The sequence below is a fragment of the Pseudomonas sp. E6002 genome (assembly GCF_013385565.1).
Classification (GTDB): Bacteria; Pseudomonadota; Gammaproteobacteria; order Pseudomonadales; family Pseudomonadaceae; genus Aquipseudomonas.
The window spans coordinates 195,750-210,690 of sequence record NZ_JACAPT010000010.1 but is presented as its reverse complement, the minus strand read 5'-3'; the positions used below and the strand labels follow the sequence as shown (position 1 = coordinate 210,690).

10 protein-coding genes are annotated in these 14,941 nt (G+C 62.8%); 8 read left to right on the top strand and 2 right to left on the bottom strand.

What is annotated here, in order from left to right; all coding sequences use genetic code 11:
- The first annotated feature begins 9 nt into the window (after positions 1-9).
- From HX815_RS10945 to HX815_RS10910, 8 genes are all read left to right on the top strand, one after another.
- Positions 10-276 (top strand): DUF2934 domain-containing protein, encoded by a 267-nt coding sequence (locus HX815_RS10945; RefSeq protein ID WP_177028193.1) that lies wholly within the window; start codon positions 10-12, stop codon positions 274-276.
- A gap of 123 nt (positions 277-399) precedes the next feature.
- A complete protein-coding gene (gene glgX, locus HX815_RS10940; RefSeq protein WP_003207536.1) occupies positions 400-2,559 on the top strand; it encodes a glycogen debranching protein GlgX in 2,160 nt (719 codons plus the stop codon).
- Between the two features lies 1 nt (position 2,560).
- Positions 2,561-3,559, top strand: a complete 999-nt coding sequence (locus tag HX815_RS10935) for an acyl-CoA dehydrogenase family protein (protein WP_177028192.1) — start codon at positions 2,561-2,563, stop codon at positions 3,557-3,559.
- Positions 3,556-4,314, top strand: coding sequence for a PIG-L deacetylase family protein (locus tag HX815_RS10930; RefSeq protein ID WP_177028191.1), 759 nt, complete (start codon positions 3,556-3,558; stop codon positions 4,312-4,314). Before HX815_RS10935 ends, HX815_RS10930 begins: the two co-directional genes overlap by 4 nt.
- A complete protein-coding gene (locus HX815_RS10925; protein WP_003207530.1) occupies positions 4,311-4,910 on the top strand; it encodes an SAM-dependent methyltransferase in 600 nt (199 codons plus the stop codon). Before HX815_RS10930 ends, HX815_RS10925 begins: the two co-directional genes overlap by 4 nt.
- Positions 4,907-5,566 carry a glycosyltransferase family 2 protein gene (locus tag HX815_RS10920; protein WP_177028190.1) on the top strand — a complete coding sequence of 220 codons (660 nt, stop codon included), beginning with the start codon at positions 4,907-4,909 and terminating at the stop codon, positions 5,564-5,566. The genes HX815_RS10925 and HX815_RS10920 overlap by 4 nt, the downstream gene beginning before the upstream one ends.
- 187 nt (positions 5,567-5,753) lie before the next feature.
- Positions 5,754-6,515 (top strand): PIG-L deacetylase family protein, encoded by a 762-nt coding sequence (locus HX815_RS10915; RefSeq protein ID WP_087692380.1) that lies wholly within the window; start codon positions 5,754-5,756, stop codon positions 6,513-6,515.
- Between the two features lie 95 nt (positions 6,516-6,610).
- Positions 6,611-9,196 (top strand): autotransporter outer membrane beta-barrel domain-containing protein, encoded by a 2,586-nt coding sequence (locus tag HX815_RS10910; protein ID WP_177028189.1) that lies wholly within the window; start codon positions 6,611-6,613, stop codon positions 9,194-9,196.
- Positions 9,197-9,325: 129 nt separating this feature from the next.
- On the opposite strand, the gene glgB is transcribed toward HX815_RS10910, so the two are convergent.
- Both glgB and treS read right to left on the bottom strand, forming a co-directional pair.
- Entirely contained in the window at positions 9,326-11,560 is a 2,235-nt protein-coding gene (glgB, locus tag HX815_RS10905; RefSeq protein ID WP_003207521.1) for a 1,4-alpha-glucan branching protein GlgB, read from the bottom strand.
- Positions 11,557-14,904, bottom strand: a complete 3,348-nt coding sequence (gene treS / locus HX815_RS10900; protein ID WP_008435160.1) for a maltose alpha-D-glucosyltransferase — start codon at positions 14,902-14,904, stop codon at positions 11,557-11,559. Before treS ends, glgB begins: the two co-directional genes overlap by 4 nt.
- Positions 14,905-14,941: the final 37 nt, after the last annotated feature.

Genomic DNA, 14,941 nt, shown 5'->3' with positions numbered 1-14,941 from the left:
AGCATTGCGATGAGTACTGAAGACAAACGCATCCGCGAATTGGCACATCAGATCTGGGAATCTGAAGGTAAACCCCATGGCGAGGACGCACGACACTGGGAAATGGCGCGCAAACTGGCGGAAGCCGAATCGCTGACGCCATCCAAGGCACCGAAGGCCGCCGCCAAGGCCAAGCCAAAAGCCAAGCCCGCAGCGGCAGCGCCCAAACCGGCAGCCAAGCCAAGCGCAGTGCCGGCGGCGAAGAAGCCTGCTGCGAAGAAGCCCAAGGCCCCCTGACCCAAAGATCCTCCTGCAGGTGCGCCCGCACCGCAGGAGGCTATCCAACTACCGATATCTACCCGGCATCATGCCGGAATGGCCCCGTTCGGCCCGGAAAAACCCTTTTGCAGGAGCATCTCAATGAGCAAACCCAACAAGCCCAACTCGACGCCGGAAAACGAGCCGTCGCGGATTCGTGAAGGTTTGCCCTTCCCTCTCGGCGCGACCTGGGACGGTCTGGGGGTCAACTTTGCGCTGTTCTCGGCCAACGCCACCAAAGTCGAACTGTGCATTTTCGACGACAGCGGCGAAGTCGAGCTGGAGCGCATCGAACTGCCGGAATACACCGACGAGACCTTCCACGGCTACCTGCCCGACGCCCACCCCGGGCTGATCTACGGCTACCGCGTGTACGGTCCCTATGACCCGGCCAACGGTCATCGCTTCAACCACAACAAATTGCTGATCGACCCCTACGCCAAACAGCTGGTGGGCGAGCTCAAATGGTCCGAGGCCCTGTTTGGCTACACCATCGGCCATCCGGACGCCGACCTCAGTTTCGACGAACGCGACAGCGCGCCCTTCGTGCCCAAGTGCAAAGTCATCGACCCGGCCCACACCTGGGGCAACGACCAGCCAGTGCGCACGCCGTGGGATCGCACGATCATTTATGAAACCCACCTGCGCGGCATCACCATGCGCCACCCTTCGGTGCCTGAGGAAGTGCGCGGCACCTGCGCCGGGCTGATGGTCGACGATGTGCTCAAGCACATTCGCCAGTTGGGTGTGTCATCGGTCGAGTTGCTGCCGGTGCACGCCTTCGTCAACGACCAGCACCTGCTGCAAAAAGGCATGACCAACTACTGGGGCTACAACAGCATCGCCTTCTTTGCCCCGGACCCGCGCTACCTGGCCAGCGGCAAGATCGCCGAGTTCAAGGAAATGGTCGCGCACCTGCACGAAGCCAAGCTGGAAGTGATCCTGGACGTGGTCTACAACCACACCGCCGAAGGCAACGAGCAAGGCCCGACGCTGTCCATGCGCGGCATCGACAACGCCTCGTACTACCGCCTGATGCCCGATGACAAGCGCTTCTACATCAACGATTCCGGCACCGGCAACACCCTCGACCTGAGCCACCCGTGCGTGCTGCAAATGGTCACCGACTCGTTGCGCTACTGGGCGACCGAGATGCATGTCGACGGCTTCCGCTTCGACCTGGCAACCATCCTTGGCCGCTACCGCGACGGTTTCGACGAGCGCCACAGCTTCCTCGTGGCCTGCCGCCAGGACCCGGTGCTGCGCCAGGTGAAAATGATTGCCGAGCCGTGGGACTGTGGCCCCGGCGGCTATCAGGTCGGCGGTTTCCCGCCGGGCTGGGTGGAATGGAACGACCGTTTCCGCGACACCGTGCGCTCGTTCTGGAAAGGTGACGACGGCCAACTGGCCGACTTCGCCGGACGCATGACCGCCTCGGGCGAGATGTTCAACCAGCGCGGCCGCCGGCCGTACAGCTCGGTGAACTTCATCACCGCCCACGACGGTTTCACCCTGCACGACCTGGTGTCCTACAACGACAAACACAACGAAGCCAACGACGAGAACAACCAGGACGGCAGCAACAACAACCTGTCGTGGAACCACGGTGTCGAAGGTCCTACCGACGACCCGGAAATCAACGCGCTGCGCCTGCGCCAGATGCGCAATTTCTTCGCCACCCTGCTGCTGGCCCAGGGCACGCCAATGCTGGTAGCCGGTGACGAGTTCGCCCGGACCCAGCACGGCAACAACAACGCCTACTGCCAGGACAGTGAGATCGGCTGGATCAATTGGGAACTGGATGAAGACGGCAAGGCCCTGCTCAAGTTCGTCAAGCGCCTGATCAAGTTGCGCCTGGCGTACCCGATCCTGCGTCGCGGGCGCTTCCTGGTGGGCGACTACAACGAAGATATCGGGGTCAAGGATGTCACCTGGCTCGCGCCGAGCGGCGATGAAATGACCATCGAGCAATGGCAGGACAGCCATGGCCGTTGCCTGGGCATGCTGATGGATGGCCGCGCCCAGGAAACCGGGATTCGCCGCCCGGGGGCCGATGCCACATTGTTGCTGGTGGTCAATGCCCACCACGACATGGTCAATTTCCGCCTGCCACCGGTGCCGGATGGCGGCTTCTGGACCTGCATGCTCGACACCAACCAGCCGGCAGTGCGTGGCCAGGAACGCTTCGATTTCGATCACGAATACGCCGTCACCGGGCGTTCGCTGCTGCTGTTTGAATTGCAGCATGAGGACGAGGTGTGACATGGCCTTGCATGAGTTTCTTCGCGGCTACCGGGATTACCCGGACCCCCAGGCCCTTGGCGCTGCGCTGAGGGCATTGGTGGAGGAAGGCCTGGACCAGTTGCCCTTGCCGGGCAGCGGGCAAACGTTGGAACGCTTCAGCCGGCTGGCGCAAGTCGCCGGCCATGACCTGCGGTTGTGCAAGTTGTTTGAAGGCCACACAGACGCCCTGGCGATCATCGCTGAACTCGACAGCCCCTTGCCGCCGGTTGGCAGCACGTGGGGCATGTGGGCGGCCGAACCGCCCACCGCCAAGGTGCGGATCCGGCGTGACGGCCAACGTGTGCGGCTGGAGGGCCGCAAGGCCTGGTGCTCGGGCGCGGCGGTGGTCAGCCACGGCTTGCTCACGGCGTGGGATGAAGAGGATCGCCAGCAACTGGTTGCAGTGCAAATGCACCAGCCCGGCGTAACCGTCACCGATGAGGGCTGGGCCGCCGTGGGCATGGCCGCTACGGGCAGTGTTGAAGTGCTTTTCCAGGACGCCGTTGGCCTGGCCATCGGCAAGCCTGGGGACTATTTGGCGCGCCCCGGCTTCTGGCAAGGCGGCATCGGCATCGCCGCCTGCTGGTACGGCGCGGCACAACGCCTGGCGGAGGCCTTGCGCGAGCAGTGTGCAAAACGCCCGGAGCCCCACGCTCTGGCGCACCTTGGCAGCGTCGACAGTGCCTTGCACAGCGCGGCCTGTGTGCTGCGCGACAGCGCCACTCATATCGACCGGCAGCCCAAGGCAGATGCCCGGCTGCTGGCACAACAGGCACGGGCCTGTATCGAAGAAACCGTCGACCAGGTGATTCACCATGTCGGCCGAGCACTGGGCGCCGGGCCGTATTGCAAGGACCCGCATTTTGCCCAGTTGATGGCCGACTTGCCGGTGTACCTGCGGCAAAGTCATGCCGAGCGCGACCTGGCCGCCCTTGGTCAACAAGTCGCCGATGAGCGCCCAGGGAGATGGGAACTATGAAGATCAATCCAATCGTCGGCCAGGGCACGCCCTTGCATGTGTGGCAAAGCTCGTCGCGACTGGCCGAGCTGCCTTGCGTAGACATTGCCGAACTGGTGCCTGAAGGCAGCCGCGCCGTGATCATCGCGCCACATCCGGATGACGAAGTCCTTGGCTGCGGCGGCCTGCTGCAAGGCCTTGCCGCGCTGGATCGCCCTATCCTGCTGATCTCCGTCACCGACGGCAGCGCCAGTCATCCCGGCTCGCGCCGCTGGCCGGTGGAACGCCTGAGCGTGGTGCGGCCGCAAGAGTCGGCGCAGGCCCTGCACCGGCTGGGATTGCCGTTGCACAGTCTGAAATGGTTGCGGGCCGGGTTCAGCGACAGCCAGGTCGCCGCAGGTGAAGAAGACCTGAGCCGCTTTATCGAGCGTTACCTCAAGCCCGGCGACGTGGTCTTCACCACCTGGCGCGAAGACGGCCATTGCGACCACGAGGCTGTGGGCCGTGCCAGTGCCAAGGCGACCCGGGCGGTGGGCGCAACCTTGCTGGAGTTGCCCGTTTGGACCTGGCATTGGGCAACCCCGGAAGACAGCCAGGTGCCCTGGGATCGCGCTCGTAAAATTCTCCTGACACCTGAAGCCGTGGCCCGTAAACGGCACGCCATCCATGCCTTCGCCAGCCAGTTGGAAGGCGACCCGCAGATCGGCCTGCCGCCGGTGCTCGCGCCCTATGTGCTGGAGCGCCTGCTGCAACCTTTTGAAGTGGTGTTCGTATGAGTGTCGCCACGCCCTATTTCGACGAGCTGTTTGCCGGCAACGACGACCCTTGGGCCTTTCGGCAACGCTGGTATGAACAGCGCAAGCGGGCCCTGACCCTGGCGCTGCTGACCCGGCCGCGCTATGCCTCGATCTTTGAACCCGGCTGCGCCAACGGCGAGCTGAGCTTCGAGCTGGCCCCGCGCTGTGACCGCCTGCTCTGCTGTGACACGGCGCTAGCGGCGGTCAGCCTGGCACAGGCGCGGCTGCGGGGTTTCAGCCATGCCACCGTGCAGCAGAGCCGCCTGCCGCAGCAATGGCCCAGCGAAACCTTCGAGCTGATCGTGCTCAGCGAGCTTTGCTACTACCTGGACCCGAAGGATTTCGATGGGCTGATCGATCGCGCCCTCGCCTCCCTGACGCCTGATGGACAAATCCTCGCCTGCCACTGGCGCCCGATCATCGAAGGCTGCCCGCAGACCGCCGAACAGGTGCATGCGCGCCTCGGCCAGCGCCTGGGCATGCCACATCTGGCGCAGCATCACGAAAGCGATTTTCTACTGGATTTGTGGAGCCGCGACGGCACCACGGTTGCGACCCTGGAGGGACTGCGATGATCGGCATCCTGATACCCGTGCATAACGAAGAAAAACTGCTGCCCGAATGCCTGAAAGCTGCGATGGTCGCCGCCAGTCATCCGGGCCTGCTGGGTGAAGAGGTGCAGATTCTGACAGTGCTCGACAGCTGCAGCGACCGCAGCGCCATGATCGCCCGCGAATACCAGGTGCACAGCCTGGAAGTGCAGGCGCGAAACGTGGGCCACGTGCGCGGTGTGGGTGCGCGGCACCTGCTTAACAACGGCGCGCGGTGGATTTCCTGCACCGACGCCGACAGCCGCGTCGCTCCCGATTGGCTGGTGGCGCAACTGGCCCTGGGCGTGGATGCGGTGTGCGGCACGGTGACGGTGGACGCCTGGAGCGAGGGCTTCGACCCGGCGGCGCAGATCCGCTATCACCAGGCCTACACCGCCCGGGACGGGCATCGGCATATCCACGGCGCCAACCTGGGCGTCAGTGCCGGCGCCTACGTGCGGGCCGGCGGTTTCGAGGCCCTGCCCTGCCATGAAGACGTGGAGCTGGTGCGCCAGTTGGAGCGCTGCGGGGCTTCCATTGCCTGGAGCCACTCGCCCCAGGTGATTACCAGTGCCCGCCTGGATTGTCGCGCCCAGGGCGGCTTCGGTGATTACCTGAAGAGCCTGATGCAGGCCTCCTGAAAAAATTGCGACACCCGGCGGTGTTAAAGCGGCAATTCATAACTATCATCACTGTTCCTTGCACGGCAATCCAGGGTTGGAACGCCGTCGCGCCGCGAGCGTGCAGTACCTGACGCTCGCGTACCACAAGAGCCGTCCCGTCAACGGGGTACGGCCTGCACCACCGATAAACAAGGACGTGACACCCATGAAGCCTGCACTGTTAAGTGACAACCGCCGGGGCCCCGCGCAAATCTGGAACAGCGCCCCGCAACTCGCGCAAATCCCTGCCATCAACCCCGCAACCCTGGTGCCCAAGGGCGCCCGCGTGGTGATCATCGCCCCGCATCCCGGCGATGAAGTGATCGCCTGCGGCGGTCTGCTGCAATTGCTCAGCACCCTTGAATACTCCCTGCAACTGATCTCCATCACCGACGGCAGCGCCAGCCATCCGGGGTCTACCGTGTGGCCGGCCAAACGCTTGAGCGTGGTGCGGCCCCAGGAAAGTGTCGAAGCCCTGCGCCGCCTGGGCGTGCCCCTGCACAGCCTGAAATGGATACGCGGCGGTTTCGCCGACAACGCCCTGGCCGCGCGGGAACAGCAAATGAGCCAGTTCATTGCGCGCTACCTGCAACCCGGCGACGTGGTGTTCACCACCTGGCGCAACGACGGCAATGACGACCACGACGCCGTCGGCCGTGCCGCTGCCAAAGCCTGCGCAGTCAAGGGCGTGCGCTTGCACGAACTGCCGATCTGGGCGTGGCACTGGCCGCTTCGGGAAACCGCCGCCATCCCCTGGCAGCGCGCGCGCAAGGTGCGGCTCGACACCTGGAGCGTCGCCCGCAAGCTGCACGCCGCCCACGCCTATGCCAGCCAACTGGCAGGCGACCCGGAAATCGGCCTGGCGCCGATCCTGGCACAGGTGCTGCTGGAGCGCATGCGCGAGCCCTATGAGATTGTATTTTTGTAGGCGCACCCACTCGTCTATACCTGTTACTTCTGACAGTAGCGAACGCTCTCTCTGTGTGGCTAGCTTGGAACACCGGCTTGCAGGGAGGGCGAATCATGAGCACGCGGTTTTCATCAGTGACGTATCTGAGCGTCTGCAGCGTGACGACGCTGTTGCTCAATTGGCCCCTCCCCGCGCAGGCCGCCTGTACGTTGGTCATAACCGCAGGCAACGACACCACCCTGTGCAGCGATGGCAGTGCTGGCGCGCTGACGGATTTACAAGGAAGCAACATCCTTGAGTTCCCCGTCGGCGGCACCGGCATCATCGTCGGCAACGTGACTTATGGAGCGGGAGATGATCGGGTCACGATGGATTCCGGCGCGATCAACGGTGCGATCAATCAAGGTGACGGAAGAAATATTTTCCAACTGTTCAATGGCAATATCTCCGGCACGGTGACTCAAGGCGCGGGCGGTGATATTGCGCAAATCAGCGGCGGCAGCTCCGGTGCAATCTCCCAGGGTGACGGGGTAGACCAGTACTTCCAGAGCGGTGGCACCGTCGCCTCACTGGCTCAGGGCGACGGCCGTGACGAGTTCACCATGAGCAGTGGCAGGATTGTCGGCGCCTTTGAAGATGGAGATGTAGCGCTGATGACCGGTGGCAGCATCGGACGGGTCGACATGAAGCTCGACAACAACCTGTTTGACCTGCGGGGTGGAGCGATCATCGGCAACCTCGTTACTGGCTTCGGAAACGACACCATCCTGGTGTCCGGAGGAACGGTTGGTGGCAACATCAGCGTCAGCGGCGGCGACGACATCATCAAAGTCAGCGGAGGGGAAATAAGTGGGCAGATCCTCGCCAGCTTTGGCAACGATGAGTTCACTTGGGAAGGCGGCGGTCTGATCCATAAGGAAATCCTCATGGGTGATGGCGCTGACAGGGGTTTCCTGTTCAACCTGACCGAAACCACCCTGGCCTCCACACCACTTCTGGATGGTGGTTTGGGTAACGACACCCTGACCTTCGACAACACCCGATCCGCCACGCCAACCCGCTATGTCAACTGGGAAACCGTCAACCTGGACAACAATTCGCGCCTGACCCTGGGCGGCGACTTCAAGCTCGGTGACAGCGCTACGGCCACCGGTACCCTGAATATTTTTGGCAGCGCCGCCCTGCAGGTAACACAGGGCAGCATCAGCCCCTTCACGGCCGGGCAACCAGCCAACCTGAACAACGGCGGCCTGATCGACATGACCACCGGCAGTTCCAGCGCCACCGACAGCCTGACGGTCAACGGCAACTACACCGGCAATGGTGGCGAACTGGCGCTGCAATCGGTACTCGGCGCCGACGGCTCGGCCAGTGACAAGCTGGTAGTCAGCCAGGGCACGCTGCAAGGCGGCACTACCATCACCGTCACCAACCTTGCCGGCCCCGGCGCCATGACGCTGCAGAACGGCATCCAGGTGGTTGAGGCGCTTAACGGTGCCACGAGCAGCGACCTGGCGTTTACCCTGCGCGGTGGATCCGTTTCCGCAGGCGCCTATGAGTACTACCTGTTCAAAGGAGGCGTAACGCCGGGCACCGGGCAAAACTGGTTCCTGCGGTCCTCGGTGGTGGCGCCGCCGCTGCCCAACCCTGAGGATCCTGACGACCCAGTGGGCATTCTCCCCCCCGTCCCCGCCGACGGCACGCCGGACCTCCCGGGGATTTTCCCGGGAGAAGAACCCATACCCATCTATCGCCCGGAAGTCCCGGTGTATGCCGTGTTGTTTCCCGCCGTGCAGCAGATGGTCCAGGGCATGCTGGGCACCTACCACGAACGCACGGGCGATCAAAGCCTGCAACGTCAACCTGGCGCTTTAGCGGCCGGTTGGGGCCGGGTGTATGGCAGCAGCACGCGGCAATCATTCGCCGGCACCGTCAGCCCGTCGCTGGACAGCTCCCTGTCCGGTTTCCAGGTTGGCACTGACCTGTATGCCTGGACCAACTACGCTGGCCTGACCCAACGCTTCGGTTTCTTTGTCGGCCACAGCCGCCTGACCGGCAATGTGGCGGGTTTCAATGGCGGTTTTCAGGGCAAGGACGCCGGCAACACCACCCTGCGCGGTGACAGCCTGGGCGCGTATTGGACGCTCATCGGCGCCAACCGCGCCTATATCGATGTCGTGCTGATGGGTACACGGTTCGATGGCCACAGTGAATCCGACCGGGGCGTCAAACTCCCAACCAAGGGCCACAACGTGCTGGGGTCTGTGGAGGTGGGAATGCCGTTTGCGGTGTCTGAACAGTGGGAGGTTGAGCCGCAGGCCCAGGTGATTGTCGATAGAAGCTATGTGGACAGCCAGAACGACGGAATCTCGGATGTCTCATTCCGCGCCGACACTAACGTCGTCACCCGTCTCGGTGTCCGCCTCAAGGGCAGCTACAGCGTGAGCGGCGTGCCCCTGCAGCCTTACGTGCGTAGCAACGTGTGGCACGCCAGCGCCGGGAATAACACCATCACGTTCAATGACAGTACGAACATCCATACCGAACAGAAATCCACCACGCTGGACGTCAGCGCCGGGGCAACGATGCAGGTATCGAGCACGGTCAGTGTGTATGGCGAGGTGGGGTACAACAGCAATCTGGACAGTAATCAGCTGAATGGGCGCAAAGGCACGATTGGCATAAGGGTCGACTTCTAAGCCACAACACATCCCCACTGTGGGAGCGGGCTTGCTCGCGAATGCGCTGTGTCAGCGAAAAAATCTGGCACTGGTACTGCGCATTCGCGAGCAAGCCCGCTCCCACATGGGGTCTTCATCGGCTGGAAGTCAGGCGTCCGGTCGCAGGATCAGCACGCCCAATGGCGGCAGGTTCAACGACAGCGACAACGGCTGCCCATGCCTGGGCTCCTCCTCCGTAAACGCCCCGCCACCGTTGCCGAAGTTGGAACCGGCATAGGTGTCGGCATCGCTGTTGATCACCTCGCTCCAGCGCCCGGCAAACGGCACGCCGACCTTGTAGGCCTCACGCGGCACCGGCGTGAAGTTGGCCACCACCAGCACCGGCCTGCCATCCTTGCTCCAGCGCAACCAGGCGTAGACGCTGTTGATCGCGTCATCCCCAATCAACCACTGGAAGCCCTGTGGTGCGTCGTCCTGGTCATGCAGCGCCGGCTCTTCGCGGTACAGACGGTTGAGGTCGCCCACCAGTTTCTGCACGCCCCGGTGTTCGGGGTATTGCAGCAGGTACCAGTCCAGTTGCTGATCGTGGTTCCACTCGCGCCATTGGCCGAACTCGCAACCCATGAACAGCAGCTTCTTGCCCGGGTGCATCCACATGAAGCTCAGGTATGCCCGCAGGTTGGCAAACTTCTGCCAGCGGTCGCCGGGCATCTTGTCGATCAACGAGTGTTTGCCGTGCACCACTTCATCGTGGGAAATCGGCAGGATAAAACGCTCGGACCAGGCATACACCAGGCCGAAACTCAGCTCGTTGTGGTGATGGGCACGGTACACCGGGTCCTGCTGGATGTAGTGCAGCGAATCGTGCATCCAGCCCATGTTCCACTTGTAGTTGAAGCCCAGGCCGCCCTGTTGGGTCGGCTGGCTTACGCCCGGCCATGCGGTGGACTCCTCGGCGATCACCAGCGCGCCGGGAGCCTCAAGGGCAACGACATCGTTGAGGTGGCGCAGGAAGTCGATGGCCTCAAGGTTTTCCCGCCCGCCGTGGCGGTTGGGTACCCATTCACCGGCCTTGCGCGAATAGTCGCGGTACAGCATCGAGGCCACCGCATCCACTCGCAGGCCATCGATATGGAAATGCTTGAGCCAGTGCAACGCCGACGCCAGCATGAAGCCGTGGACTTCGGTGCGGCCGAGGTTGTAGATCAGGGTGTCCCAATCCTGGTGGAAGCCTTCCAGCGGGTTGGCGTATTCGTACAGCGCAGTGCCGTCGAATTGCGCCAGGCCGTGGGTGTCGGTGGGGAAATGCGCCGGCACCCAATCCAGGATCACGCCGATGTCGGCCTGATGGCAGGCGTTGACGAAAAACGCGAAATCCTCCGGCGAGCCGAAACGTGCCGTCGGGGCAAATTGCGACAGCGCCTGATAACCCCATGAGCCGCCGAACGGGTGCTCCATGATCGGCATCAGTTCGATATGGGTGAAGCCCAACTGCTGTACATAAGGGATCAACCGCTCGGTCAGCTCGCGCCAACTGTACTGGCGGGACACCTCGCCGACTTCATCCAGCTCGCACTGCCAGGAACCGGCATGCAACTCGTAGATCGACAAGGGTGCGCTGGGCTTTTGTCGCTCGCTGCGCGATTGCATCCAGTCGTGGTCCTGCCAGTCGACCTGCAGCGGCGAAGCGACCTTGGACGCAGTATCCGGCGGCAACTGCGTGGCCAGGGCCATGGGGTCGGCCTTGAGCGGCAGAATCCCGTGGGCACCGAGGATTTCATACTTGTAGGCCGCGCCGGGCTGCAGGCGCGGGATGAAAATCTCCCACACACCGGACGGATGGCGCAGGCGCATCGGATGACGGCGCCCGTCCCAGATATTGAAGTCGCCCACCACCGAGACACGGCGGGCATTCGGTGCCCATACCGCAAAACGCACGCCCTGGACACCGTCGACGCTGGTCACTTGTGCCCCGAGGCAACTGCTCAGGTCGCGGTGATTGCCTTCGGCAAACAGATACAGGTCCATCTCCCCCAGCAGCAGTTGCTGGAAGCTGTAAGGGTCTTCGGTGATCTGTTCGCCACCGGCCCACTGGATCTTCAGCAAGTACGCCTGACGGCTGCCGAAATGCCCGACAAACAAGCCCGGCACCTGGGTCGCATCGAGGCTGCCGATGTGCTCGCCGCTGTCGCGGGCCAGGACCTGGACACTCAGCGCTTCCGGCAGGAAGGCGCGAATGAACTGGCCGCCCTGCTCGTCGTCATGGGGACCCAGGATCGAGAATGGATCATGGTGCTCGGCCCGCACCAGGGCTTCGATATCAGCAGGTTTGGGCATCACACTCAACTTTTCCTGCAGCGGTTCTTTGCTTGTAAAACTCATGACGTCTCCCCACCGCGTGCAGTTTTCGATATTGGTTTCAACCCGCTGAGCAGCCCGTGCAAACCTTGCAACGGCACCGGCAACCAGCTCGGGCGATTCTCTGCTTCGTAGGCCACTTCGTACGCGGCCTTCTCCAGGCTGAACAACGCCAGCGCTGCGTCCTGGCCTTTGGCATCCTGCCAGTCATGGGCCAGTGTAGTCGTGGCAGCGTGATAGGCCTGGATAAATGCCTGCCTGGCCTCATGCAAGTAGCGATCCGCCACACGTTGTCGGGACGCATTGGCCTCGGGCGACTGGTCAACGCCCTGCACATTCACCGCCATGGCCGCCGCGTAATCAAACGAGCGCAGCACCCCGCTCACATCCTTGTACGGGCTGTGTTTGCCGCGACGCTCAGGCAACGGCCGCGCCGGTTCGCCCTCGAAGTCGATGAGGTAGGCATCGCCCTTGACCACCAGTACCTGGCCCAGGTGCAGGTCGCCGTGCACGCGAATGCGCAACCCGCCCACCGTGGCTTTCGCCAGGTCCTGAACGTGACTGGCGATGGCCTTTTTCTGCTCCAGTAAAGCACTGACCAACGCCTGATCGGCAGGGTTCAACTTGGTTTGATGCTGTTTGAGCAACTGCAAGGCGTGGTCGATTTGTGCGCCTACGTGCCTGGCCCAGCCCTGGCTGTCCTTGAGGGTTGTGACCTCGGGCTTGAACGCCTTGTTAGTGGTGGGCGCCGCCAGCACCAGGTGCATCTCGCCCAGGCGCTGGCCGAGCAAGCCGGCGAAATCCGCCAGCTCGCCAAGGGCGTTGTAGTGCTGTTCCTGCTCGGACATGGCTTCGGCCAGTTCGTCGCGAATCGCTCGCTCCAGGTTATTCTGGGTCCAGCCCCAAGCGTCGCCCTGGTTGCTCAGGTAACCCTGGGCGATCATCAGCAGGTTGTCCTGGCCATCGGCATCGTGGCGGATCACCGAGCCCAACAACGGCGAGATATGCTCGTAGCCGGCTTCGGTCAGGTAGGCGCCCATTTCCAGTTCCGGGTGAACCCCGGCGCTGACTTTTCGGATCAGCTTGAGCACCAGGCTGCCGCCCACCACCACGGAACTGTTGGACTGCTCCGCCGCGAGGTAGCGCACTTCCGACTCGTCGTTCAATTCCAGTTTGGCCAACTGCGCCGTGGGCTCGAAGCGAATCTCGCCATCGGTGGAGTCGAGGACGGTTTTGGCCTGCAGGCCTTGGATCACGCCGCGGATATAAGTGTCGAGGCTGAAGGCATCGGTCACCAAACCTACCTGACGCACTCGCCGTACACGGGCAAGCGCGAGTTGTTGCGGCAAGGCGCTGGTGAACTGGTCTTCGCCAAGGAAGCCGAACGGCAGTTGATAGCGGCTGACCTGGCCGGCGCTGGTGACTTCGATTTCACTGAGCAGCACCGGATGCTGCGGGTCGCCGAAGCGCACGCCATAAGCGATGTGCACGCTGTCGATTGCCGTATCCTTGCTGGCAAACCAGCGGCGCTTGGGCAGCCACGCCGGCAACGCATTCTGTTCCAGGGTGGTGCGGCACGGTGCTTCGAGCAATTCTTCCATGCGCTTCTTCAGCACCAGGGTGGTGAAGTCCGGGATGCTTTGCGCCGGTTCCACGTGCCAGCTTGGCATCTGGTTTTCCGCCGCCAGCACGAACCAATAGAAGCCATACGGCGCCAGGGTCAGCAGGAAATTCAGCTGGCCAATGGGCGGGAAGGCATTGCCACCGAGCATCTCCACCGGAACCATGCCGGCAAACGCCGAGAGGTCCAGTTCTGCGGCCTGGGCACTGCGGGACACGTTGGCCACGCACAGGATGATTTCATTCTTGCCATCGGCGCCTGCGTATTCGCGGGTATACGCCAGGATGCGGCGGTTGCTGGGCGAGAGCATTTTCAGGCTGCCGCGACCGAACGCCTTGGACTGTTTACGCACCGCGAGCATGCGCCGCGTCCAGTTCAGCAACGAGTGCGGGTCCTGGGTCTGGGTTTCGACGTTGACCGACTGGTAGCCGTATTGCGGGTCCATGATCGGCGGCAATACCAGGCTGGCCGGGTCGGCGCGGGAGAAGCCGCCGTTGCGGTCGATGGACCATTGCATCGGCGTACGCACGCCGTCGCGGTCACCGAGGTAGATGTTGTCGCCCATGCCGATTTCATCGCCGTAATACAGGGTCGGCGTGCCCGGCATCGACAGCAGCAGGCTGTTGAGCAGCTCGATGCGTCGGCGGTCGCGTTCCATCAGCGGCGCCAGGCGGCGGCGAATCCCCAGGTTGATACGTGCACGGCGGTCGGCAGCGTAATAGTTCCAGAGGTAGTCGCGCTCTTTGTCGGTGACCATTTCCAGGGTCAGTTCATCGTGGTTGCGCAGGAAGATTGCCCATTGGCAATTGGCCGGGATCTCCGGGGTCTGGCGCAGGATGTCGGTGATCGGGAAACGGTCTTCCTGGGCCAGCGCCATGTACATGCGCGGCATCAGCGGGAAGTGGAACGCCATGTGGCACTCATCGCCGTCGTCGCCCTTTTTGTCCCCGAAGTACAACTGGGTGTCTTCCGGCCATTGGTTGGCTTCGGCCAGGAGCATGCGGTCGGGGTAGTTGGCGTCGATCTCGGCGCGGATCTGCTTGAGCACGTCGTGGGTTTCGGGGAGGTTTTCGTTGTTGGTGCCGTCGCGCTCGATCAGGTATGGAATCGCGTCCAGGCGCAGGCCGTCGATGCCCATGTCGAGCCAGTAGCGCATCACCGACAGGACGGCTTTCATGACCTGCGGGTTATCGAAGTTGAGGTCCGGCTGGTGGGAGTAAAAGCGGTGCCAGAAGTACTGGCCGGCGACCGGGTCCCAGGTCCAGTTGGACTTTTCGGTGTCGAGGAAAATGATCCGGGTGCCGTCGTATTTCTGATCGTCATCGGACCATACATAGAAATCCCGCGCCGCCGAGCCGGGCTTGGCCTTGCGGGCCCGCTGGAACCATGGGTGCTGGTCGGAGGTGTGGTTGATCACCAGCTCGGTGATCACCCGCAGCCCGCGTTTATGGGCTTCGGCGATAAAGCGCTTGGCATCGGCCATGGTCCCGTAGTCGCTGTGCACGCCGCGGTATTCGGCGATGTCGTAGCCATCGTCACGGCGTGGCGAGGGGTAGAACGGTAGTAGCCAGATGGTGTTCACACCAAGGTCGGCGATGTAGTCGAGCTTGGCGATCAGCCCGGGAAAATCACCGATGCCGTCGTTGTTGGAGTCGAAATAGGATTTGACGTGAACCTGATAAATCACCGCGTCTTTGTACCAGAGCGGATCTTTGATAAAGGTGGCAGCCTTGGGTTTCTTCGCCATTGGAAACTCCTGGGAATTCGAAAAATTCTGCCTGAAG

Excerpts from the sequence above, each read along its gene's own strand:
- HX815_RS10945 (WP_177028193.1), top strand. The coding sequence starts at position 10 with ATGAGTACTGAAGACAAACGCATCCGCGAATTGGCACATCAGATCTGG.
- glgX (WP_003207536.1), top strand. The coding sequence starts at position 400 with ATGAGCAAACCCAACAAGCCCAACTCGACGCCGGAAAACGAGCCGTCG.
- HX815_RS10935 (WP_177028192.1), top strand. The coding sequence starts at position 2,561 with ATGGCCTTGCATGAGTTTCTTCGCGGCTACCGGGATTACCCGGACCCC.
- HX815_RS10930 (WP_177028191.1), top strand. The coding sequence starts at position 3,556 with ATGAAGATCAATCCAATCGTCGGCCAGGGCACGCCCTTGCATGTGTGG.
- HX815_RS10925 (WP_003207530.1), top strand. The coding sequence starts at position 4,311 with ATGAGTGTCGCCACGCCCTATTTCGACGAGCTGTTTGCCGGCAACGAC.
- HX815_RS10920 (WP_177028190.1), top strand. The coding sequence starts at position 4,907 with ATGATCGGCATCCTGATACCCGTGCATAACGAAGAAAAACTGCTGCCC.
- HX815_RS10915 (WP_087692380.1), top strand. The coding sequence starts at position 5,754 with ATGAAGCCTGCACTGTTAAGTGACAACCGCCGGGGCCCCGCGCAAATC.
- HX815_RS10910 (WP_177028189.1), top strand. The coding sequence starts at position 6,611 with ATGAGCACGCGGTTTTCATCAGTGACGTATCTGAGCGTCTGCAGCGTG.
- glgB (WP_003207521.1), bottom strand. The coding sequence starts at position 11,560 with ATGAGTTTTACAAGCAAAGAACCGCTGCAGGAAAAGTTGAGTGTGATG.
- treS (WP_008435160.1), bottom strand. The coding sequence starts at position 14,904 with ATGGCGAAGAAACCCAAGGCTGCCACCTTTATCAAAGATCCGCTCTGG.